The sequence below is a fragment of the Eubacterium sp. 1001713B170207_170306_E7 genome (assembly GCF_015547515.1).
Taxonomy (GTDB): Bacteria; Bacillota; Clostridia; order Eubacteriales; family Eubacteriaceae; genus Eubacterium.
The window spans coordinates 23,661-40,680 of the sequence record NZ_JADMVE010000009.1 but is presented as its reverse complement, the minus strand read 5'-3'; the positions used below and the strand labels follow the sequence as shown (position 1 = coordinate 40,680).

Annotated in this window: 15 protein-coding genes; 13 read left to right on the top strand and 2 right to left on the bottom strand. The window is 44.5% G+C overall.

The annotated features are described in order from the left end of the window. Position 1 precedes the first annotated feature (1 nt). Entirely contained in the window at positions 2 to 1,255 is a 1,254-nt protein-coding gene (locus I2B62_RS18000) for an ATP phosphoribosyltransferase regulatory subunit (protein ID WP_195270419.1), read from the bottom strand. Positions 1,256 to 1,508: 253 nt separating this feature from the next. On the opposite strand from I2B62_RS18000, the gene I2B62_RS17995 reads away from it, so the two are divergent. The 6 genes from I2B62_RS17995 to I2B62_RS17970 all read left to right on the top strand — a co-directional run bounded on the left by I2B62_RS17995 (position 1,509) and on the right by I2B62_RS17970 (position 6,922). Further along, on the top strand, positions 1,509 to 3,314 hold the full coding sequence (locus I2B62_RS17995) for a PAS domain S-box protein (protein ID WP_195270418.1): 1,806 nt from the start codon (positions 1,509 to 1,511) through the stop codon (positions 3,312 to 3,314). Positions 3,315 to 3,349: 35 nt separating this feature from the next. Further along, positions 3,350 to 3,988, top strand: coding sequence for an HAD-IA family hydrolase (locus I2B62_RS17990; protein ID WP_195270417.1), 639 nt, complete (start codon positions 3,350 to 3,352; stop codon positions 3,986 to 3,988). Next, the gene (locus I2B62_RS17985) at positions 3,988 to 5,235 is read left to right on the top strand and encodes a hypothetical protein (protein WP_195270416.1); all 1,248 of its coding nucleotides are present in this window, start codon (positions 3,988 to 3,990) and stop codon (positions 5,233 to 5,235) included. The genes I2B62_RS17990 and I2B62_RS17985 overlap by 1 nt, the downstream gene beginning before the upstream one ends. Next, a complete protein-coding gene (gene rsmA, locus I2B62_RS17980) occupies positions 5,204 to 6,061 on the top strand; it encodes a 16S rRNA (adenine(1518)-N(6)/adenine(1519)-N(6))-dimethyltransferase RsmA (protein WP_195270415.1) in 858 nt (285 codons plus the stop codon). The genes I2B62_RS17985 and rsmA overlap by 32 nt, the downstream gene beginning before the upstream one ends. 71 nt (positions 6,062 to 6,132) lie before the next feature. Then, complete coding sequence (locus I2B62_RS17975) at positions 6,133 to 6,414, top strand: hypothetical protein (RefSeq protein ID WP_195270414.1); 282 nt, start codon at positions 6,133 to 6,135, stop codon at positions 6,412 to 6,414. Between the two features lie 121 nt (positions 6,415 to 6,535). Beyond that, a complete protein-coding gene (locus I2B62_RS17970; RefSeq protein WP_195270413.1) occupies positions 6,536 to 6,922 on the top strand; it encodes a PadR family transcriptional regulator in 387 nt (128 codons plus the stop codon). A 46-nt stretch (positions 6,923 to 6,968) separates the two neighbouring features. Here the strand turns inward: I2B62_RS17970 and I2B62_RS17965 are convergent, their stop codons facing one another. Beyond that, positions 6,969 to 8,750 (bottom strand): ASKHA domain-containing protein, encoded by a 1,782-nt coding sequence (locus I2B62_RS17965; RefSeq protein WP_195270412.1) that lies wholly within the window; start codon positions 8,748 to 8,750, stop codon positions 6,969 to 6,971. Between the two features lie 299 nt (positions 8,751 to 9,049). On the opposite strand from I2B62_RS17965, the gene I2B62_RS17960 reads away from it, so the two are divergent. The 7 genes from I2B62_RS17960 to lpdA all read left to right on the top strand — a co-directional run bounded on the left by I2B62_RS17960 (position 9,050) and on the right by lpdA (position 16,970). Beyond that, entirely contained in the window at positions 9,050 to 9,865 is an 816-nt protein-coding gene (locus I2B62_RS17960; protein ID WP_195270504.1) for a methyltetrahydrofolate cobalamin methyltransferase, read from the top strand. Between the two features lie 701 nt (positions 9,866 to 10,566). Next, positions 10,567 to 12,246, top strand: coding sequence for a formate--tetrahydrofolate ligase (locus I2B62_RS17955; protein ID WP_195270411.1), 1,680 nt, complete (start codon positions 10,567 to 10,569; stop codon positions 12,244 to 12,246). A gap of 157 nt (positions 12,247 to 12,403) precedes the next feature. Further along, positions 12,404 to 13,033, top strand: a complete 630-nt coding sequence (locus tag I2B62_RS17950; RefSeq protein WP_195270410.1) for a cyclodeaminase/cyclohydrolase family protein — start codon at positions 12,404 to 12,406, stop codon at positions 13,031 to 13,033. 35 nt (positions 13,034 to 13,068) lie between these two features. Beyond that, the gene (locus tag I2B62_RS17945; protein ID WP_195270409.1) at positions 13,069 to 13,971 is read left to right on the top strand and encodes a bifunctional 5,10-methylenetetrahydrofolate dehydrogenase/5,10-methenyltetrahydrofolate cyclohydrolase; all 903 of its coding nucleotides are present in this window, start codon (positions 13,069 to 13,071) and stop codon (positions 13,969 to 13,971) included. 66 nt (positions 13,972 to 14,037) lie between these two features. After that, complete coding sequence (locus tag I2B62_RS17940) at positions 14,038 to 14,703, top strand: methylenetetrahydrofolate reductase C-terminal domain-containing protein (RefSeq protein WP_013378714.1); 666 nt, start codon at positions 14,038 to 14,040, stop codon at positions 14,701 to 14,703. Between the two features lies 1 nt (position 14,704). Further along, the gene (locus I2B62_RS17935) at positions 14,705 to 15,583 is read left to right on the top strand and encodes a methylenetetrahydrofolate reductase (RefSeq protein WP_243259597.1); all 879 of its coding nucleotides are present in this window, start codon (positions 14,705 to 14,707) and stop codon (positions 15,581 to 15,583) included. Positions 15,584 to 15,596: 13 nt separating this feature from the next. Beyond that, entirely contained in the window at positions 15,597 to 16,970 is a 1,374-nt protein-coding gene (gene lpdA, locus I2B62_RS17930) for a dihydrolipoyl dehydrogenase (protein ID WP_195270407.1), read from the top strand. Positions 16,971 to 17,020: the final 50 nt, after the last annotated feature.

Genomic DNA, 17,020 nt, shown 5'->3' with positions numbered 1-17,020 from the left:
CTTAGTTCACCTCTGCTTCAATAATACTGTCAATGGCGTCAAAACTCTGTCCTGTAAAGCGGTAGGCCCTATGGCCGCGGACCAGATAATAGCGTGCATCCTGGTAGAGCACATTCTGGGCGAGGGCAGCGACGCATTCCTCAGGGGTCGTCTTGACCATAAACAGCTCGGTTGGCTGCCCCTTCTGGCGTAGGGTATCTGCGTTTTTGTACCCTTCACATTTGTCCGCCGGATCATAGAGGATGACGGTTTTGCGTTTTTCGGTTTGGGGCAGCAGATGGTACTGCTCCATATATTCCATCATTTTAAGCAAATCAACGCCAAAGCCGCAGGCGGGACGGGAAATGCCGAATTTTTCGGACAAATGGTTGTAACGGCCGCCGTTGATCACTGGCTCACCCCAGTTGTTGATATAACCCTTAAAGATAAGATCCGAATAGTAGTTCATCTGATTAGTAAAACCTAAATCAAAGGAAATGTACCTGGCGTAGCCTGTCACCTCGAGATGATGATAAATGGCCTTTAGTTTATCCACCACACATTTCATAGCGTCATTTATGCAGAGCGCCTCCATTTTTTCAAAAACCTGCTGTGGTTCTCCATAAAGTTTGGGTAATTTTAAAATAATCGCTGCGATTTTATCATCAAGATTTTTTCGGTTTAGAAATTCACCGAGATCGCCAATGTTTTTATTTTCGATGTATTTAAACAACTGGGCTTTTTCCTTAGCGCTGAGAGCCAGCTCATCCATCAGGTGGTTGATAAAGCCAACATGCCCGAGGTCAATATGGACGTCTTCAATACCGTTTGACAGAAGGGATTCAATGGCCAGCGCGATGATTTCGCCGTCGCACTCAGGGCTGTTGTTTCCAAAATATTCAACGCCCATCTGAGTCATTTCTTTTTTGACGCTTTCCGGTGAGGCGAAGCCGCGGTAAATATTGGTCAAATATGAGAACTTGATAATCTCGTCGGGGTCGTGATGATTGATGGCCGCCATACGGGTAACAGCCAGAGTGGCGTCGGGTTTAAGGGCGAGCACCTTTCCCTGGTGGTTGACCAGCTTGAATAAATCGTCGCTGGCAATGGAATCCTCGGCAGCGTACAGGTCATAGGCCTCAAAAGTCGGTGTTGATATAGGATGATAGCCGTACAGCTCAAAAAGCCGTCCCAGGTTATTCTCTATTTTCTGCAGCGCGGGATAGCCCTGATACTGGATGTTCTCAAAGCCATCGATCGTGTAATTTTCTAGCATTGCTTTCCTCCGGTGATTTATTGCGGTAGTGCAATAAAGTAATGTGCTGATATAATAACATTTATTTTATAAAAGGTCAATATTCTTAGGAAAATTTAATCTTTTTTGAGTATGGTATACTCAGGTTATTATTATTTTATCATAAAATCCCTAAGGCAACTCAGTTTTATATTGAAAAATAGTGAATGATGGTGCAAAATAGATAAAGAGAGTTTGGATTGGTGCATGAGTACAGAAAATCGAGGAAGATTTTATGGATACATTTTTAATATTCAACCTGATCGGCAATATCAGCCTCTGGCTGTTGATCATAGCTGTAATTGTAACGGGCTTTTTCTACTATAACTATCGTTTGAAGAAAGAAAACCTTGAGCAGAAGGAACGCTACCGTCTGGATGTGGATCTGATCCGGACCATGCTCAACATGGTGTCGGATTGCGTGATTCTTCTGGACGAAAAGGGCACGATCCTGCGCGTCAATAAAAAGCTTGAGGAATACTACGGACGCTCGGCTGATAAGATTGTCGGCAAAAATTATCAGCGGTTTCATACAGACTTCAATTATGAAGACCATAAAACGAATATGCGGCTTAACTTTGATTTGGGCAGCACCTATACGCTTTCTGTAAAATATTATATGGCGGACCGGTCTGTCACTCCCTTTTCAGTAGAAATTCACCGTTTTGTTTTCAGCGAAAGGGTATACTATGGCATTGTGGCCAGAGATGAAAAGAACCTTCAGGAACGCGAAACCTATATTGAAGAGCAGGCGAGCAAGCTTTTGGAAATCGAGCATATCGCCCGCATGGGCTATTGGGAGTTAAACCACCAGAATAAGGAGATCGTCTGGTCCAGAGAGCTTTACCATATTCTGGGCTATGAAATTAACACGGTTAAGCCAAATCTGGATATTATGTTTAAAATGGTTTATCCGGCTGACCAGGAACGCGTCACCAAGGCTTTTCTGGATGCGTTCCAGAATCAGGAAACAGTGGATATCCATCACCGCATTATAAATACGAAAAATGAAATCATAGACGTGATCATCCGTATCCGGCACACCTTTTCCAGCAAAAATGAGCATCTCTCCACCATTGGCATTGTCCAGAATATTTCGGAAGAAAAGGAACTCAGAGATAATCTGGATTTTCAGAGTCAGTTTTCTAAGGCCATAATGGATAACTCGGACATGCTGGTATTGACAACGGATGAAGACAATAAAATTCTTGAAGTCAATCCCTTTATTGAGGAGCTGACCGGCCAATCGAGAGAAGCTCTTATCGGCCGGCCGGCGGAAGAAATCTTCGGCCGCCTTGGTCAGCGCCGCACCAGCATCGACAAAAATTACCGGAAGCCCCTTGATCTCCGTGATAAGGAAGGCAGAACGCGATGGATTTACTGGAACACGAGGGAGCTGCCCTATTTTGATAACCGGCGGGTCTGTGTCAGTGTGGGGCTGGATGTATCTGAAGGTGTGGAATACCGCAATAAGTTTGAATACCTGGCCTACCATGAACCCATTACCGGTCTGGCAAGCCGTCTGAAGCTGCGTCAGGTACTCAGCCGCTATTTTGCCAAAAATGCCGGAAAGCCTGGAAAGCATATGGCTCTGCTTAACATATCACTGACGAATTATTATGAAATCAATGATCTGTACGGCTATGAGGTTGGAGATCAGGTAGTTAAACAGGTGTGCGACCAGCTGAGTGACCGCGTAGGGCATTATGGTCTGCTGGCCCGTCATAATGATGATTTGCTGGTGCTTTTTCTGCCAAACCGAAACGCCAGAGAAAAGATTGAACCGATTTGTATTGAGATTATCGAATGTCTCAACGAGCCCTGCGTTGTAGAGGGAATGACCTTTATAATAGGCGGCCAGATCGGCGTGGCAAAATATCCGGAAAATGCGCAGAATAAAGAAGATCTGCAGCGCTTTGCCGACGCCGCCATGAACCGCGCCCGGCAGGATACCTCCATCGACTACTACTTTTTTGATGACAAGCTTAAAAAGAAAATGCTTGACGACAAGTCGATGTATCGTGAGACCTATAAAAAATGAGGTAAAGAAGGCCGGATAAACATAAGGAGAACAGGATGGCTTATAAATGTGTGGTTTTTGATTTTGACGGTACTTTGGCCGATACAGAGGAAAAAACCTTTAATATATACAACGATATGGCTGAAAAGTACAAATATCGAAAAATCACAAAAGAAGAGCTGCAGCATATAAAAAATCTGCATATTAAGGAAATTATGGAAATTGTGGATATCCCTTTCTATAAACTGCCCAGAGTGCTCAGCGAGGGACAGAAGCGGATGCGGGCCACCATGGAGGATATCCGGGCCTTTTATCCCGAAATAAAAACCTTTATGGATGATCTCTCCCAGATGACCGAGTACCGGGGTATACTGACCTCCAATATCGAAAAAACCGTTCAGTCCTTTTTAAGGCATTACCGGCTGGAGAATGATATTGACTTTATTATGTGCTCAGCGCTTTTATCAAAGGAAAAGAAAATAAAAAAAGTTCTTAAGAAATATGATCTTAAGAAGGAGGAACTGCTTTACGTAGGCGACGAAACCAGAGATATCGAGTCCTGTCACCGGGCCGGAGTGGATGTGGTGGCAGTAAAATGGGGCTACAACACGCCCAAAGCCCTGGAGCGCTGCAATCCCACCTATATGGTGGATCATACCACTGATATTCTGACCATCGTAAAGAATAAAATGTAATGGAAAAAGCAATTGAAGCCCTGTTTCAAGTTTTCAGGGAACACCATAAACAGCTTTATATTGTAGGGGGAGCCGTCCGGGATATGCTCCTCGGGCAAACTCCGAGTGACTATGATTTTACGACCGATGCCCTGCCGGACGAGGTGGAGAGCTGGTTTGAGCATACGGTTATCGTCGGTAAGCACTTTGGGACCATCGGCGTCATTATCGACGAGAAAATTTATGAGATTACCACTTTTCGCCAAGAGGCCAGCTATGCGGATGGCCGTCATCCCGACGAGGTGCTGTTTACCGATGATGTAAAGGAAGATGTCAGCCGCCGTGACTTCACCATTAATGGATTGCTAATGGATGAGCACGGCTGTATTTTTGATTATGTTGGCGGCCTCGGGGATATCAAAAAAGGTATGGTGCGCTGTATCGGCAATCCCCGACAGCGATTTGAAGAAGACCGCCTGAGGAAGTGGCGCTGTATCCGTCTAGCAGCTGAGAAGCGTATGGAGCTGGATGAGCAGACCCGCAGTGCGATTCGCGATGATCCGGATACTACCGGTGTGAGCATTGAGAGAATACGTGAGGAGCTCAGCCGGATCATGCTGTGTGAGAAGGTGGCCTGGGGAGGATATCTGCTCATAAAAACCGAACTTTTGGGCGACTTGCTGAACCGTATGGTTCCGGATTACTGGAATCGGTGTGAGGACTACCTTATCGACGGATTTGAAATTATGGGCTACCTGCCCAAAAAGCTGCCCCTCAGACTGGCGGCGCTTCTCCTGAATATGTTGCCGGAGGAGCGGAAAGTTTTTCTCAGAGAAATGCGTTATTCCAATAAAGAAAAGCAGCTGGCCTACCGCTATTGCCATCATGTGCTGGCCGATAGCCAGGATATTGCCGCCTTTAAGGAGGCACTGGCCGATATCGGTATGGAAAACGCCGGAGATTTTCTGGATTTTCAGGATGGACTGGCTTATTGGGATGGCGACGCTTCAATTAAAAAGACAGCGGAACAGAATCAGCGTGTATACCGGCGTATCGTCGCAAACCACGAGCCCATGTCTTTAAGGGAGCTGGCCGTTAACGGAAAAGATCTGACCGAGATCGGCTATCAGGGCGGGGCCATTAAAGCGGGTCTTGAGCAGCTCTTAAAAAGAGTTTATAAATACCCCGAAGAAAATAAGAAAGACAGGCTTCTGGCCTGGCTGGAAAGAGAAACACATGGAGAAACTGACCTCCCCAAGGGTAATTGAGGGGATCTTAAATAAATATGACCTGCATTTCAACAAACGCTATGGACAAAACTTTCTGATTGATGAGAATATTGTTCGGAAAATTGTCGAAGCCGGCAATGTACACAAAACCGATACCGTATTGGAAGTAGGGCCGGGGATCGGCACCATGACTCAGGTATTGGCCGAAGCGGCCGATAAGGTCTATTCTGTCGAAATAGATAAAAAATTAATACCGGTTCTGGCTGAAACCCTGGAAGACTGCGACAATGTGGAGATTATCCAGGGCGATATTTTAAAAACGGATATCGCTGGACTGCTTCAGACCAATTTGCAGGAAAAACCTTTAAAAATCGTCGCAAACCTGCCATATTACGTGACCACCCCCATTATTATGGGATTTCTGGAATCCGATCTGCCCATTGAGCAGATGACCTTTATGATCCAGAAGGAAGTGGGGGAGCGGCTTTGTGCAGAGCCAGGAACAAAGGCCTACGGTTCGTTGACCATTGCGGCACAGTTTTACGCCGAAACAGAGGTCAGCTTTTATGTGCCGGCAGCAGTGTTTATGCCAAGACCAAAGGTAGATTCCATTGTCGTGACACTTAAAAAGAGGACAGCGCCGGTGATTCAAGTGACGGATAAAAAGCTTTTTTTCCAGATCGTAAAGGCTTCGTTTTTAAACAGAAGAAAGACATTGATCAACGGCCTGCAAATGAATACCGACTACCCAAAGAAACAATTGCTGGCAGCATTGGAAAAATGCGGCATAGCCCCGGGTGTGCGTGGAGAAACCCTGACAGGAGAAGATTTTGCCCGTCTGGCAAATACTCTATCAGGCGAGTAGATAAATACCCTCTGTGAATAAAAGCAATCATTTTGGATATATACATTAATGATTGAAAGGGGGGCATTTTAATGGAAACAAAACCCGTAAAGAAAACACGTCCGTTTTATGCAACACTGGCTTTGGTGGCCATTATCATGTTTAGTCTTTTTGGTTTCCTGTTCTTCAGAGAGATGGGAAGGCTCAGCAGCCTGACCAGTGTCAGTACGCTGCCTGAACAGACACTGACAATATCCAAATTTGACAAGCAGGAACTAAGAGAAAAACAACTTGAAAACCAGTATACACAAACACTGGTCATCACCACAGATGCAGTAGCGTCCTATATTATGGATAATAAGGCCATAAACTGATTTTATAAAAGTCCCGGAGTCTCCGGGGCTTTTTTGATGCAGCGGACCTTTACAAAAATTTGAAAATGGCGTATACTCATATTAACAAGCATAAGACTTAATCCAATAATGGGGGAATCGAATGAAAAGTATTAAAAGAGTGTGTGCCTGTAAAGGAGGTACCCTGACCCGTTTTATACAGCCTGTGATCCTGACCGTTTTGTCAGAACAAGACGATCATGGCTACAGCATTTTATCAAAACTTTCCGGAACTTATCTGTGGAAGGATAAGAAGCCAGATGCTTCGGGTCTTTACAGAACCCTTAAAAATATGGAACAGCAGGGGCTCATCGTTTCACATATCGACATTGCCGATAATGAAAATATGGGAAAACGCGTTTTTTCCATTACGCCTGCAGGCGTAGAGTGTATGATGCACTGGAAGGAAACACTGGAGGATTACCAAAAAGGAATCGATGAAATCATTGCCGGGATCTCGGAAGCGGCTGAAAAGAGAAAACCGAACTAAAATAAAAAGACAAAGCTAAGCGTGCTTCGTCTTTTTTTAGATGAAGCTAAATCATCACGTTATCCCCAAACATGGTGTTCATCATATAGGTATCGACAAATTTTGGATCGGTGGCCAGCTCGATATGGGTGGTAATGGTGGGAATAGCATTGCAGATATCCGCTTCTTCCTCCGAGAGTAAGTATAGCTGTGCGCCGGTACCTGCGCCGTTGCCGATAGAGCGCACCGGAACACCCTCGATTTTAGGCAGTAATCCGATAAACTGAGCATTGTGGACATCAATATAATTTCCGAAGGCGCCGGCAATGACGATCTCTTCAAGGTCACTGCCCTTAATGCCGTAATTTTCCGAGAGCAGGCAGCAGCCAGTGTAGATAGCGGCCTTTGCGAGCTGGACCGCACGGACGTCTTTTTGTGTAATAATAATGTCTTTGCCCTCTGGATTCTCACTGGCAGTGACAATTTTAAAATGCCGCTGGTTATTTTCATCCACGCCAAAACGGTTTTTCATGGGATGGGCGTCTAAAGCATCACCTTTGATGAAATTACCCCGTTTGGCAATGAGCCCTTCGCGGAACAGCATGGCGATGGCATCGACAATACCGGAGCCGCAGAAGCCCTGAGGGGCAGTTTTACCGATGACAGAATAAGTGATTCTGCCGTTTTCACAGCCGACCTTTTCGATAGCGCCGGTGGTGCCGCGCATTCCCATGGTCAGACCTGCTCCTTCCAGAGCCGGGCCGCAGGCGGTGGAGGCGACATAATATTTGTCACAGTTTCCGACAGCAATCTCGCCATTTGTACCGAGGTCAATCATAAGCCGCATTTTTTTATCGCGTGGCAGGCCTAAAAGAACCGCTGTGGTATCTGCTCCCACAAAACCGCCGAGTAAAGGCATAAAGGTAACCGTGCCCTTGGGGTTGACCGGAAGCGGTGTGTCCATACCCTTGAGAGACACAGCGTCTTTACAAAAACCAAGGAAAGGTGCCAGACCGAGATGCTTTGGATTGAGTTCCAGGAATAGATGGGCCATGGTACTGTTTCCACAGTAAACGGTCTGGTAAACATCGTTTGTATCGACGGATGCTTTTTTGCATACCTGAGTGACGATTTCAGCCAGAGTGTCCATGATGGCTTCATGAATTTTGTGCAGGCTTTCCGGCCCTTCGCCGGCATAGTCAATACGGCTGATAACATCGCCACCAAACGCGATCTGCTTGTTGAGCATGGAGTGCTGGTTCAGCAGGCAGCCGCTGGTGATATCATAGAGATAGCCGACGACAGAGGTGGTGCCAATGTCAAAGGCAATGCCATAAATTGGCTTTTCTGCTTCATTGGAAGGAATGAAATCAATTATTTTGTTACCCGAGACGATTACGTGAAGTTTTTCATAACCCTTTAAAAAATAGACTTCTGAAAAATGTTTTAAAACAGAATAGTCTGGTGTATCAAGAGTCTGAGGTATGAGCTTACGCAGAACGTCCAGATCATAAGTACACATGGGTGTAACAAGTTCAGAATAGTTTAGTGAATAGCATTTTACAATGGGATTAAAGGGCAGATCGCTGTTGGATGAGGTCTCAAGGATCTGACTGGCCGCCTGTTCGCGGGATGCATAGATTTCCATTCCGTCAGAGACAGAGTACTGACAGGCCAGCACCTCTTTCATTTCACCCTTTTCCTTCACATTAACCAGGCATTTTTTACAGCGTCCCTTTCCGCCGCAGACAAGGTTTAAGGGCAGTCCGATGGAAGCACAAACATCAGAAACCAAACTGTCCTGGTTCACTTCTATTTCTTCCTCAAGTAATGGGAACAATACGCGCATGATAAATCTCCTTTGTTTTATATTGAAAATTATGTATATACAGGTAAACATCGTCTTTAATCGTTTTAATTATACGCTTTCATAGCTGATTTTACAATACAGATTCCTTAAATTTGCAATAAGAAAAATCAGGGGTTCAGGAAGAAAGGGTAAAATTTTAAACAATTTGTGAAAAAATATTGACAACGGTTTCTGAACGTGGTACTCTATGTATATGATATATCTGTATATACAGGTAAGACTTGTATGTACATTTATTTGAGTAGCGGCGAAGTAAACGCTGTCAGAGGAGGATTATGATGATTATTATTGGAGAAAAACTGAACGGTGCGATTCCAGTGGTTAAAAAAGCCATTGAAGAAAAAGACGAAGCATTCATTAGAGACAGAGCGATTGCTCAGGCAGAAGCTGGTGCTACCTACATCGACGTATGTGCTGGTACAGCTCCAGAAATTGAACTGGAATCTTTAAAATGGATGATGGACATTGTGCAGGAAGCCGTTGAAACACCACTGTGTATCGACAGCCCGGACCCTGAAATTTTAAAAGCTGTTTTTCCATTATGTAAAAAACCAGGTCTGGTAAACTCTGTTTCCGGCGAAGGCAACAAAATGGACGTTCTTTTACCATTATTTGACGATGCAGACCCAACATGGGAACTGGTTGCGATGACCTGTGACAATGCAGGTATTCCAAACACCGTTGAAAAGAAAGTTGAATTGACAAAAATGATGGTTGAAGAAGCTAAAAAGCATAATCTGACACCAAACAGAATTCATATTGACCCATGCGTAATGGCTTTATCAACAGAAAACCATTCTTTCTTAAACTTCAAAGCAGAAATCGAAGGAATCAGAGAGATTTATCCGGACATTCATATTACCTCAGGCTTAAGTAATATTTCTTTCGGCTTACCAGCCAGAAAATTAATGAACCAGAATTTCATGACCTTATCTATGTTTGTTGGTATGGATTCAGCAGTTATGGATCCAACGAGCCGCGATATGATGGGCGCTATCTATTCAACTGAAGCTTTATTAGGCAACGACAGACTTTGCAGAAAATACAGCAAGGCTTTCAGACAGGGTAAGATTGGTCCAGTTCAGGCTAAATAATCTTTCAACCCAACCTACTTTTTAATTGTGCTGATACTTGATGAATTTTAAGTATATAACATTTCTTAGTTAAGAGAGACAACATTGGCGGGCTGTGATTTGTCGATTTGTCTCTTTTAATTTTTTTCTGCAAGAATCGTTTTCATGAAAAATTTACGATAAGTTTGTTTGATATTTATCTATCAATCTAATGGCAATTTATTTTAAAATATTGACATAAAAGCATTGACAAGCCTTTTTTTACATGGTATCATTTAACCATAAACAGGAAGTGGCATATTATTATAATAATACCCAGACATAATCGGCGGGCAGATTGTAAACGTCAAGTCTTAATACTAGGGGAAATGGTAGAGGCGCTGACGGGAATGTGAATATGGAAATGAGATTAAGCGTATTTAAAAATATGGTTGGTCGAAGAATTCTTTTTTTAGCCAAATCTGTATATACAACTATTTACATATAAATACATGAATATACAATTAAAAATTTTATGTAAATAATTGTAAAATCATATATTTCATTGTGAATTTGTATATATATGAATATACAGGTAATACAGGAATATACAAGTGTAAACGCTAAACAGCCTTAAAAAAAACAAAATTTATCTTACTTTATGTTTGATTTTTTTCGTAAAATGCTTTAGAATATGAAGTAAGAAATGTTAAAAATTTATCAAAGTATTGGAGGATTTAAAAATGGGTTTCAAATCAGACATCGAAATTGCACAGGAAGCTAAACCACAAGACATTCGTGAGATTGCTGCCAAGTTGGGTTTAACAGAGGATGACTTAGAATTATATGGTAAATATAAAGCTAAAGTCGATTATAATTTGTTAAAACGGGAAACCGGAAAGAAAGCAAGATTAATCTTAACAACTGCAATCAATCCGACTCCTGCTGGTGAAGGGAAAACGACAACAACGATCGGTGTTGCAGATGCTCTTTCTAAATTGGGCAAAAACACACTCGTTGCTTTAAGAGAACCTTCCTTAGGACCAGTTTTTGGTGTTAAGGGCGGCGCTGCCGGCGGCGGTTACGCTCAGGTTGTTCCAATGGAAGATATTAACCTCCATTTCACAGGTGACTTCCATGCAATCGGTGCAGCAAACAACCTTTTAGCTGCAATGCTTGATAATCACATTCAACAGGGAAATGAATTAAACATTGATCCTAAGAGAATTACCTGGAGACGCTGTGTTGACATGAACGACCGTCAGTTGCGTAACATCGTCGATGGTCTAGGTAAAAAAGGTGATGGTGCAGTCCGTCAGGATGGTTTTGACATTACAGTTGCTTCTGAAATTATGGCAGCCTTCTGTCTGGCAAGCGACATCGTTGACTTGAAAGATAGAATGGGCCGTATCATTGTCGGCTATACTTACGATGATGAACCAGTAACCGCTGGCCAGTTAAAAGCCAACGGAGCTATGGCTGCTCTATTAAAGGATGCTTTGAAACCAAATCTGGTACAGACACTGGAAGGAACTCCTTCTTTTGTACACGGCGGACCATTTGCAAACATCGCTCATGGCTGCAACTCTGTAATCGCTACAAAGATGGCAATGCATTTCGCTTCAGACTATGTTGTAACTGAAGCTGGCTTCGGCGCAGACTTAGGCGCAGAAAAATTCCTGGATATTAAATGCCGTATGGCTGGTTTGAAACCAGACGCTGTTATTATCGTAGCAACGGTAAGAGCACTGAAATATAACGGTGGTGTTCCAAAGGATGAATTGAATAACGAAAATCTGGAAGCTCTGGAAGCTGGTCTTCCAAACCTGTTAAAACATGTTGAAAACATTACTCAGGTATACAAATTACCTGCAGTTGTTGCGATCAACCGCTTCCCGTTAGATACTGAAGCAGAATTACAATTAGTAGAAGATAAATGTAGAGCGCTTGGCGTTAACGTTGCACTGTCCGAAGTATGGGCAAAAGGCGGCGAAGGCGGTGTGGCGGTTGCCAACGAAGTTATCCGTCTCTGTGAAGAAGGCGAAAACAGCTTCCAGTTCTCTTATGAAGATGACATGAGCATCAAGGATAAGATCAATGCCATCGCTACTAAGATTTACGGCGCTGACGGTGTAGACTACACTCCGGAAGCGGACGCTGAAATTGCAAAATTAACCAAACTGGGCTTTGATAAAGTACCAGTATGTATGGCTAAGACACAGTACTCCTTAACGGATGACCAGACAAAACTGGGCCGCCCGACTGGCTTCAGAATCACTGTTCGTCAGGCGAGTATCTCCGCTGGGGCAGGCTTTATCGTATGCTTAACCGGTGAAATCATGAAGATGCCTGGTTTGCCAAAAGAACCAGCGGCTGAACGTATCGACGTTGATGAAAACGGCGTAATTTCTGGCTTATTCTAAGAAAACGGAAAGAAATAATTAAATAGTTGATTTGACTGCTTTTGCATCATGGCAGTCTGGGGGAGGGGTTCGACTCCTCCCCATTCGCATTTTCAGGTAAAATATTCTTGGAAAATGCGAGCCTTAATGAAGATCAAAAATTTTGAGAGGAAACACTATGGGAATCGCAGACAAAAAATGTACAGAATTTGTCGAAGTACTTTACAGTAAAAGCGCTGTTCCTGGCGGCGGCGGTGCAGCGGCACTGGTTGGCGCCATTGGCACGGCACTCGCAGGAATGGTCGGCAATCTGACCACCGGTAAGAAAAAATATGCTGAATATGAAGAAGATATCCAGAGAATTCTTGGCGAAGCACAGGCGCTGCAGGATCAGCTGATGGCGATGATTGATCAGGATGCCGAAAATTTCGCGCCTCTGGCCAAGGCCTACAGCCTTCCAACAGAAACGGAAGAACAGAAGGCACATAAGGCAGAAGTAATGGAAGAATGTACAAAGGTAGCCTGCGGCGTACCCATTGAGATTGTTCGTGTATGCTATAAGAGCATTAAGCTTCACGAAGAACTTGTTCACAAGGGGTCTGCTTTGGCTATTTCTGACGTTGGTGTTGGCGTACAATGCCTGCGCGCAGCGATGATCAGCGGCTGGCTGAATGTTTTAATCAATATTAAAACCATGCAGGACAGAGACTATGTGGCTTCCGTTGAAAATGAGCTGAAGCCAATGCTTGAAGATGGTATTGCGATTTGCGACACTGTTTATGCTGAAGTGGAAAAACAGTTGTCCTAAAACTTAAATTAAAAAAATAAATTCAGGAGAAAATTATGGCAGCAAAATTATTAAGTGGTAAAGAAGTAAGTGAGTCCATGTTAGCTAAGGTTCTGGAGGATGCAAAATCCCTGATTGCCGGAGGCGTTCAGCCGAAGCTGGCAATTATGCGTGTTGGAGCAGATCCGGGTTCCATTTCTTATGAAAAGAGCATCATCACCAGAATGGGAAAATCGAGCATTGAAGTCGAATCTGTGGAATTTCCTGAAGATGTAACACAGGCTGATTTTGTATCAAAATTAAAAACGCTTAATGATGATAAAAACATTCATGCAGTTTTAATCTTCAAACCGCTTCCGGAACAGCTGGACGAAGAAGAAATCAAATATATCTTAAGCCCGGAAAAAGATCCGGATGCCTTAAATCCGACAAACCTTGGTAAATTAATGATCGCAGATGAAAGAGGCTTCTTCCCATGTACAGCAGAAGGCGTTATGGAACTCCTGAAGCACTACGAAATTGATGTTAAGGGCAAAGATGTCGTCATCATCAATAACTCAAATGTTCTTGGAAAACCGCTGGCCATTATGCTGACCAATGAGTTCGCAACGGTTACCATGTGTCACGTGTTTACAAAAGACACACCGTCTTACACAAAGAAAGCCGATATTGTTGTTACCGCTGCCGGCATCTATGGCCTGGTTAAGCCGGATATGCTAAGCGAAAACTGTATCCTGGTTGACGTTGCAATGTCTCAGATGAAAGACGAAAACGGCGAATTTGTATTGAATGAAGAAGGCAAAAAAATCCGTACAGGTGATGCCCACGTCGACTGCCTGGATAAGGTTGCGATGATCACCTCTGCCACACCTGGCTGTGGCGGCGGAACTGGCCCAATCACCACGGCTCTGCTGGCACAGCATGTCATCAAAGCCTGCAAGCAGCAGAATAATTTATAGGAATGTAAAATAAGCCCGGGAGAAACATCTCTCCGGGCGGATTAAATATAGACGGAGGAAGTAAAAATGATTATTTCTCAAAAGAAATCTTTTGAAGATGTATTAGAATATTTAAAGGACGCAAAGAAAGTGGTCATCACCGGTTGCTCTGAATGTGCAACAGTTTGTAAAACCGGTGGAGAAGAAGAAGTTGAAGCCATGAAAGCTGCATTGGAAGCCGAAGGCAAAGAAGTTCTGGCAACCAAGGTTTTAACAACTTCCTGTAATGTGCTTTTAAACAAAAAAGAATTAAAGGAAATCAAAGGCGAACTGGGCGATGCCGACGCTGTTCTGTGTATGGCATGTGGCGATGGTGTCCAGACGGTTGCCAAGGGCGTTAAAAAGGAAACCTACCCGGCCAATGACACCATGTTTGTCGGCGAAACCGTCCGCAATGGTATCTTTGAAGAAATGTGTAAGACCTGCGGGGACTGTGTACTTGGCAGAACCGCGGCAATCTGCCCGATTACCCGCTGTGGCAAGTCTTTATTAAACGGCGCCTGTGGTGGCTCCAGAGACGGTAAATGCGAAGTTATTCCTGAAAATGACTGCGCATGGATTGAAATCTATAAAAAATTAAAAGAACAGGGTAAAGAAGAATTACTCGAAGAAATTCAGCCATTACGCGGCTATAAAAAGGTTGCATACCCAAGAACCATTAATTTAAGAGATCAGGAAAAGGATGGTGAATAAGATGAGCAGTTTATTACAACAGACATTAGAAGCCGGTAAATTTGCGATTACTGCAGAAATGGCACCACCAAAAGGGACTGATTTCAGCCATATTTTAGAGATTGCTGACCTGTTAAAGGGCCGTGTACAGGGCGTTAACGTAACAGACTTCCAGTCTGCGGCTGTTAAGGCTTCTTCACTGGCCATGTGTGTTGAACTGGAAAGAAAGGGTCTTGAACCCATCTTACAGATGACCGGCCGTGACCGTAACCGTATCGCCATCCAGGGTGAAATGTTATCCGCAGGCCATTTCGGCATTAAAAACATGCTGGCCTTAACCGGTGACCACACCACTACTGGTGATAACCCTGAAGCTAAGCCGGTATTTGAAATGGACTCTGTATCCATTCTTCAGACGGCTGAAGTGCTGATGAGCGGCCAGGATTTGGCAGGCAACGAATTACAGGGCTCTCCGGATTTTTATCTGGGCGCCTGTGTGACCCCTGTCTTTGATCCGGTTGAAGTACAGCTGATTAAAATGCGCAATAAAATCAAAGCCGGCGCTAAGTTCTTCCAGACACAGGGCGTATTCGATATCGAAGTAATGCGTGAATTTAAAGAACTGACCAAGGACATGGACTGCTATGTTCTGGCAGGGATCATTCCGCTTAAATCTGCCGGTATGGCAAAATTCATGAACCGCAGCGTACCGGGTATCTCTGTACCGGATGCTTTAATCGAACGTTTGACCGAAGCTGAAGACAAAGCGGCTGAAGGCATCAAGATTGCCGGCGAATTTGTGGCTCAGCTGAAGGAAGAAGGCGTATGCGACGGCGCGCATATTATGGCCATCGGCGCAGAAGAAAACGTACCGAAAATTCTGGATGTAGCTGGTTTATAGGAGTAGTAGACAAATGAGAATTACTGTAATAGGTGCAGGCCCTGGCGGTTATGAAGCTGCCATCATGGCTGCAAAACTGGGTGCGGAAGTCACCTGTATTGAAAAAGACGAAGTCGGCGGTACCTGTTTAAACCGCGGCTGTATTCCAACAAAGGCTTTTCTGGCCGCTTCCGATGTTCTGGAAACTGTTGAAAGCGCCAAGGATTTTGGTATTAACATTGATGGTACGGTCACGGTTGATTACAAAGCCGTTGTAGACCGTAAAAATAAAGTAAAAGACGGCCTGATCAAGGGCATTCATTTCCTGTTTGAAGAAAATAAGGTCAACCTGATCAAGGGGACGGGTAAAATCGTCGATAAAAATACCGTTGAGGTTACCAAGGAAGACGGATCCACCGAAACCGTCAAAACCGACAAAATTATTCTGGCCACCGGTTCTGTTCCGGTGAGCCCGGGAATGTTCAAATATGACGGCAAAAAAGTCATTACTTCCGACGAAGTGCTGGATCTGGAAAAAGCGCCGGAATCCATGATCATCGTCGGCGGCGGGGTTATCGGCTGCGAAATCGGCCAGTTCCTGAGCCGTATGGGGACAAAGGTAACCATTGTAGAAGCGCTGGAACAGATTCTTCCAAACGAAGATAAGGATGTTTCCAAGCAGCTCCTGCGCCAGTTTAAAAAAGACAAGATCAAGGTACACACCGGTGTCGGTGTGGCTGAGGTTGAAGTTTCTGACAATGGCGTAAAGGCTTCCTTAGCCAACGGCAAGTCCGTTGAAGCTGAGATTATGCTGGTGGCCATTGGACGCCGAAGCTTTGTGGACAATTTAGGCGCACAGGATGCCGGTGTTGAAGTGGACGAACGCGGCCGCATTGCGGTTAACGATAAGATGGAAACCTCTGCCCCTGGCGTCTATGCCATCGGCGATATCGTAGCCACTGCCCAGCTGGCCCACGTTGCCTCCAAGGAAGGCATCGTCGCTGTTGAAAACGCCATGGGCGCAGACAAGCATGTCGCCTATGCCGCGGTACCGCGCTGTGTATACACCGAACCAGAGGTTGCCGGCGTTGGTTTAACGGAAAAAGACTGTGAAAAGAAGGGCATTGAGTACAAGCTTGGAACCTTTGATTTCAGAGCTTTAGGCAAGGCGCAGGCCATCGGCAAGATCCAGGGCTTTGTAAAAGTTATTGTGGATAACAACGACGTGATTGTCGGTGCGTCCATTGTCGGACCGCACGCAACCGACCTGCTGGCTGAGCTGAGCCTGGCTGTGCATTTAGGCTTGACCGCTGAACAGGTTGGCGATGTTATTCATCCGCATCCATCACTGTCTGAAGCATTGATGGAAGCACTGCACGACGTGCACGGAAAATCCGTTCATAAATAATTGAATGAGGCTCTCTCAAAAAGAGAGCCTTTTTTAAAAGAGAGTTCTTT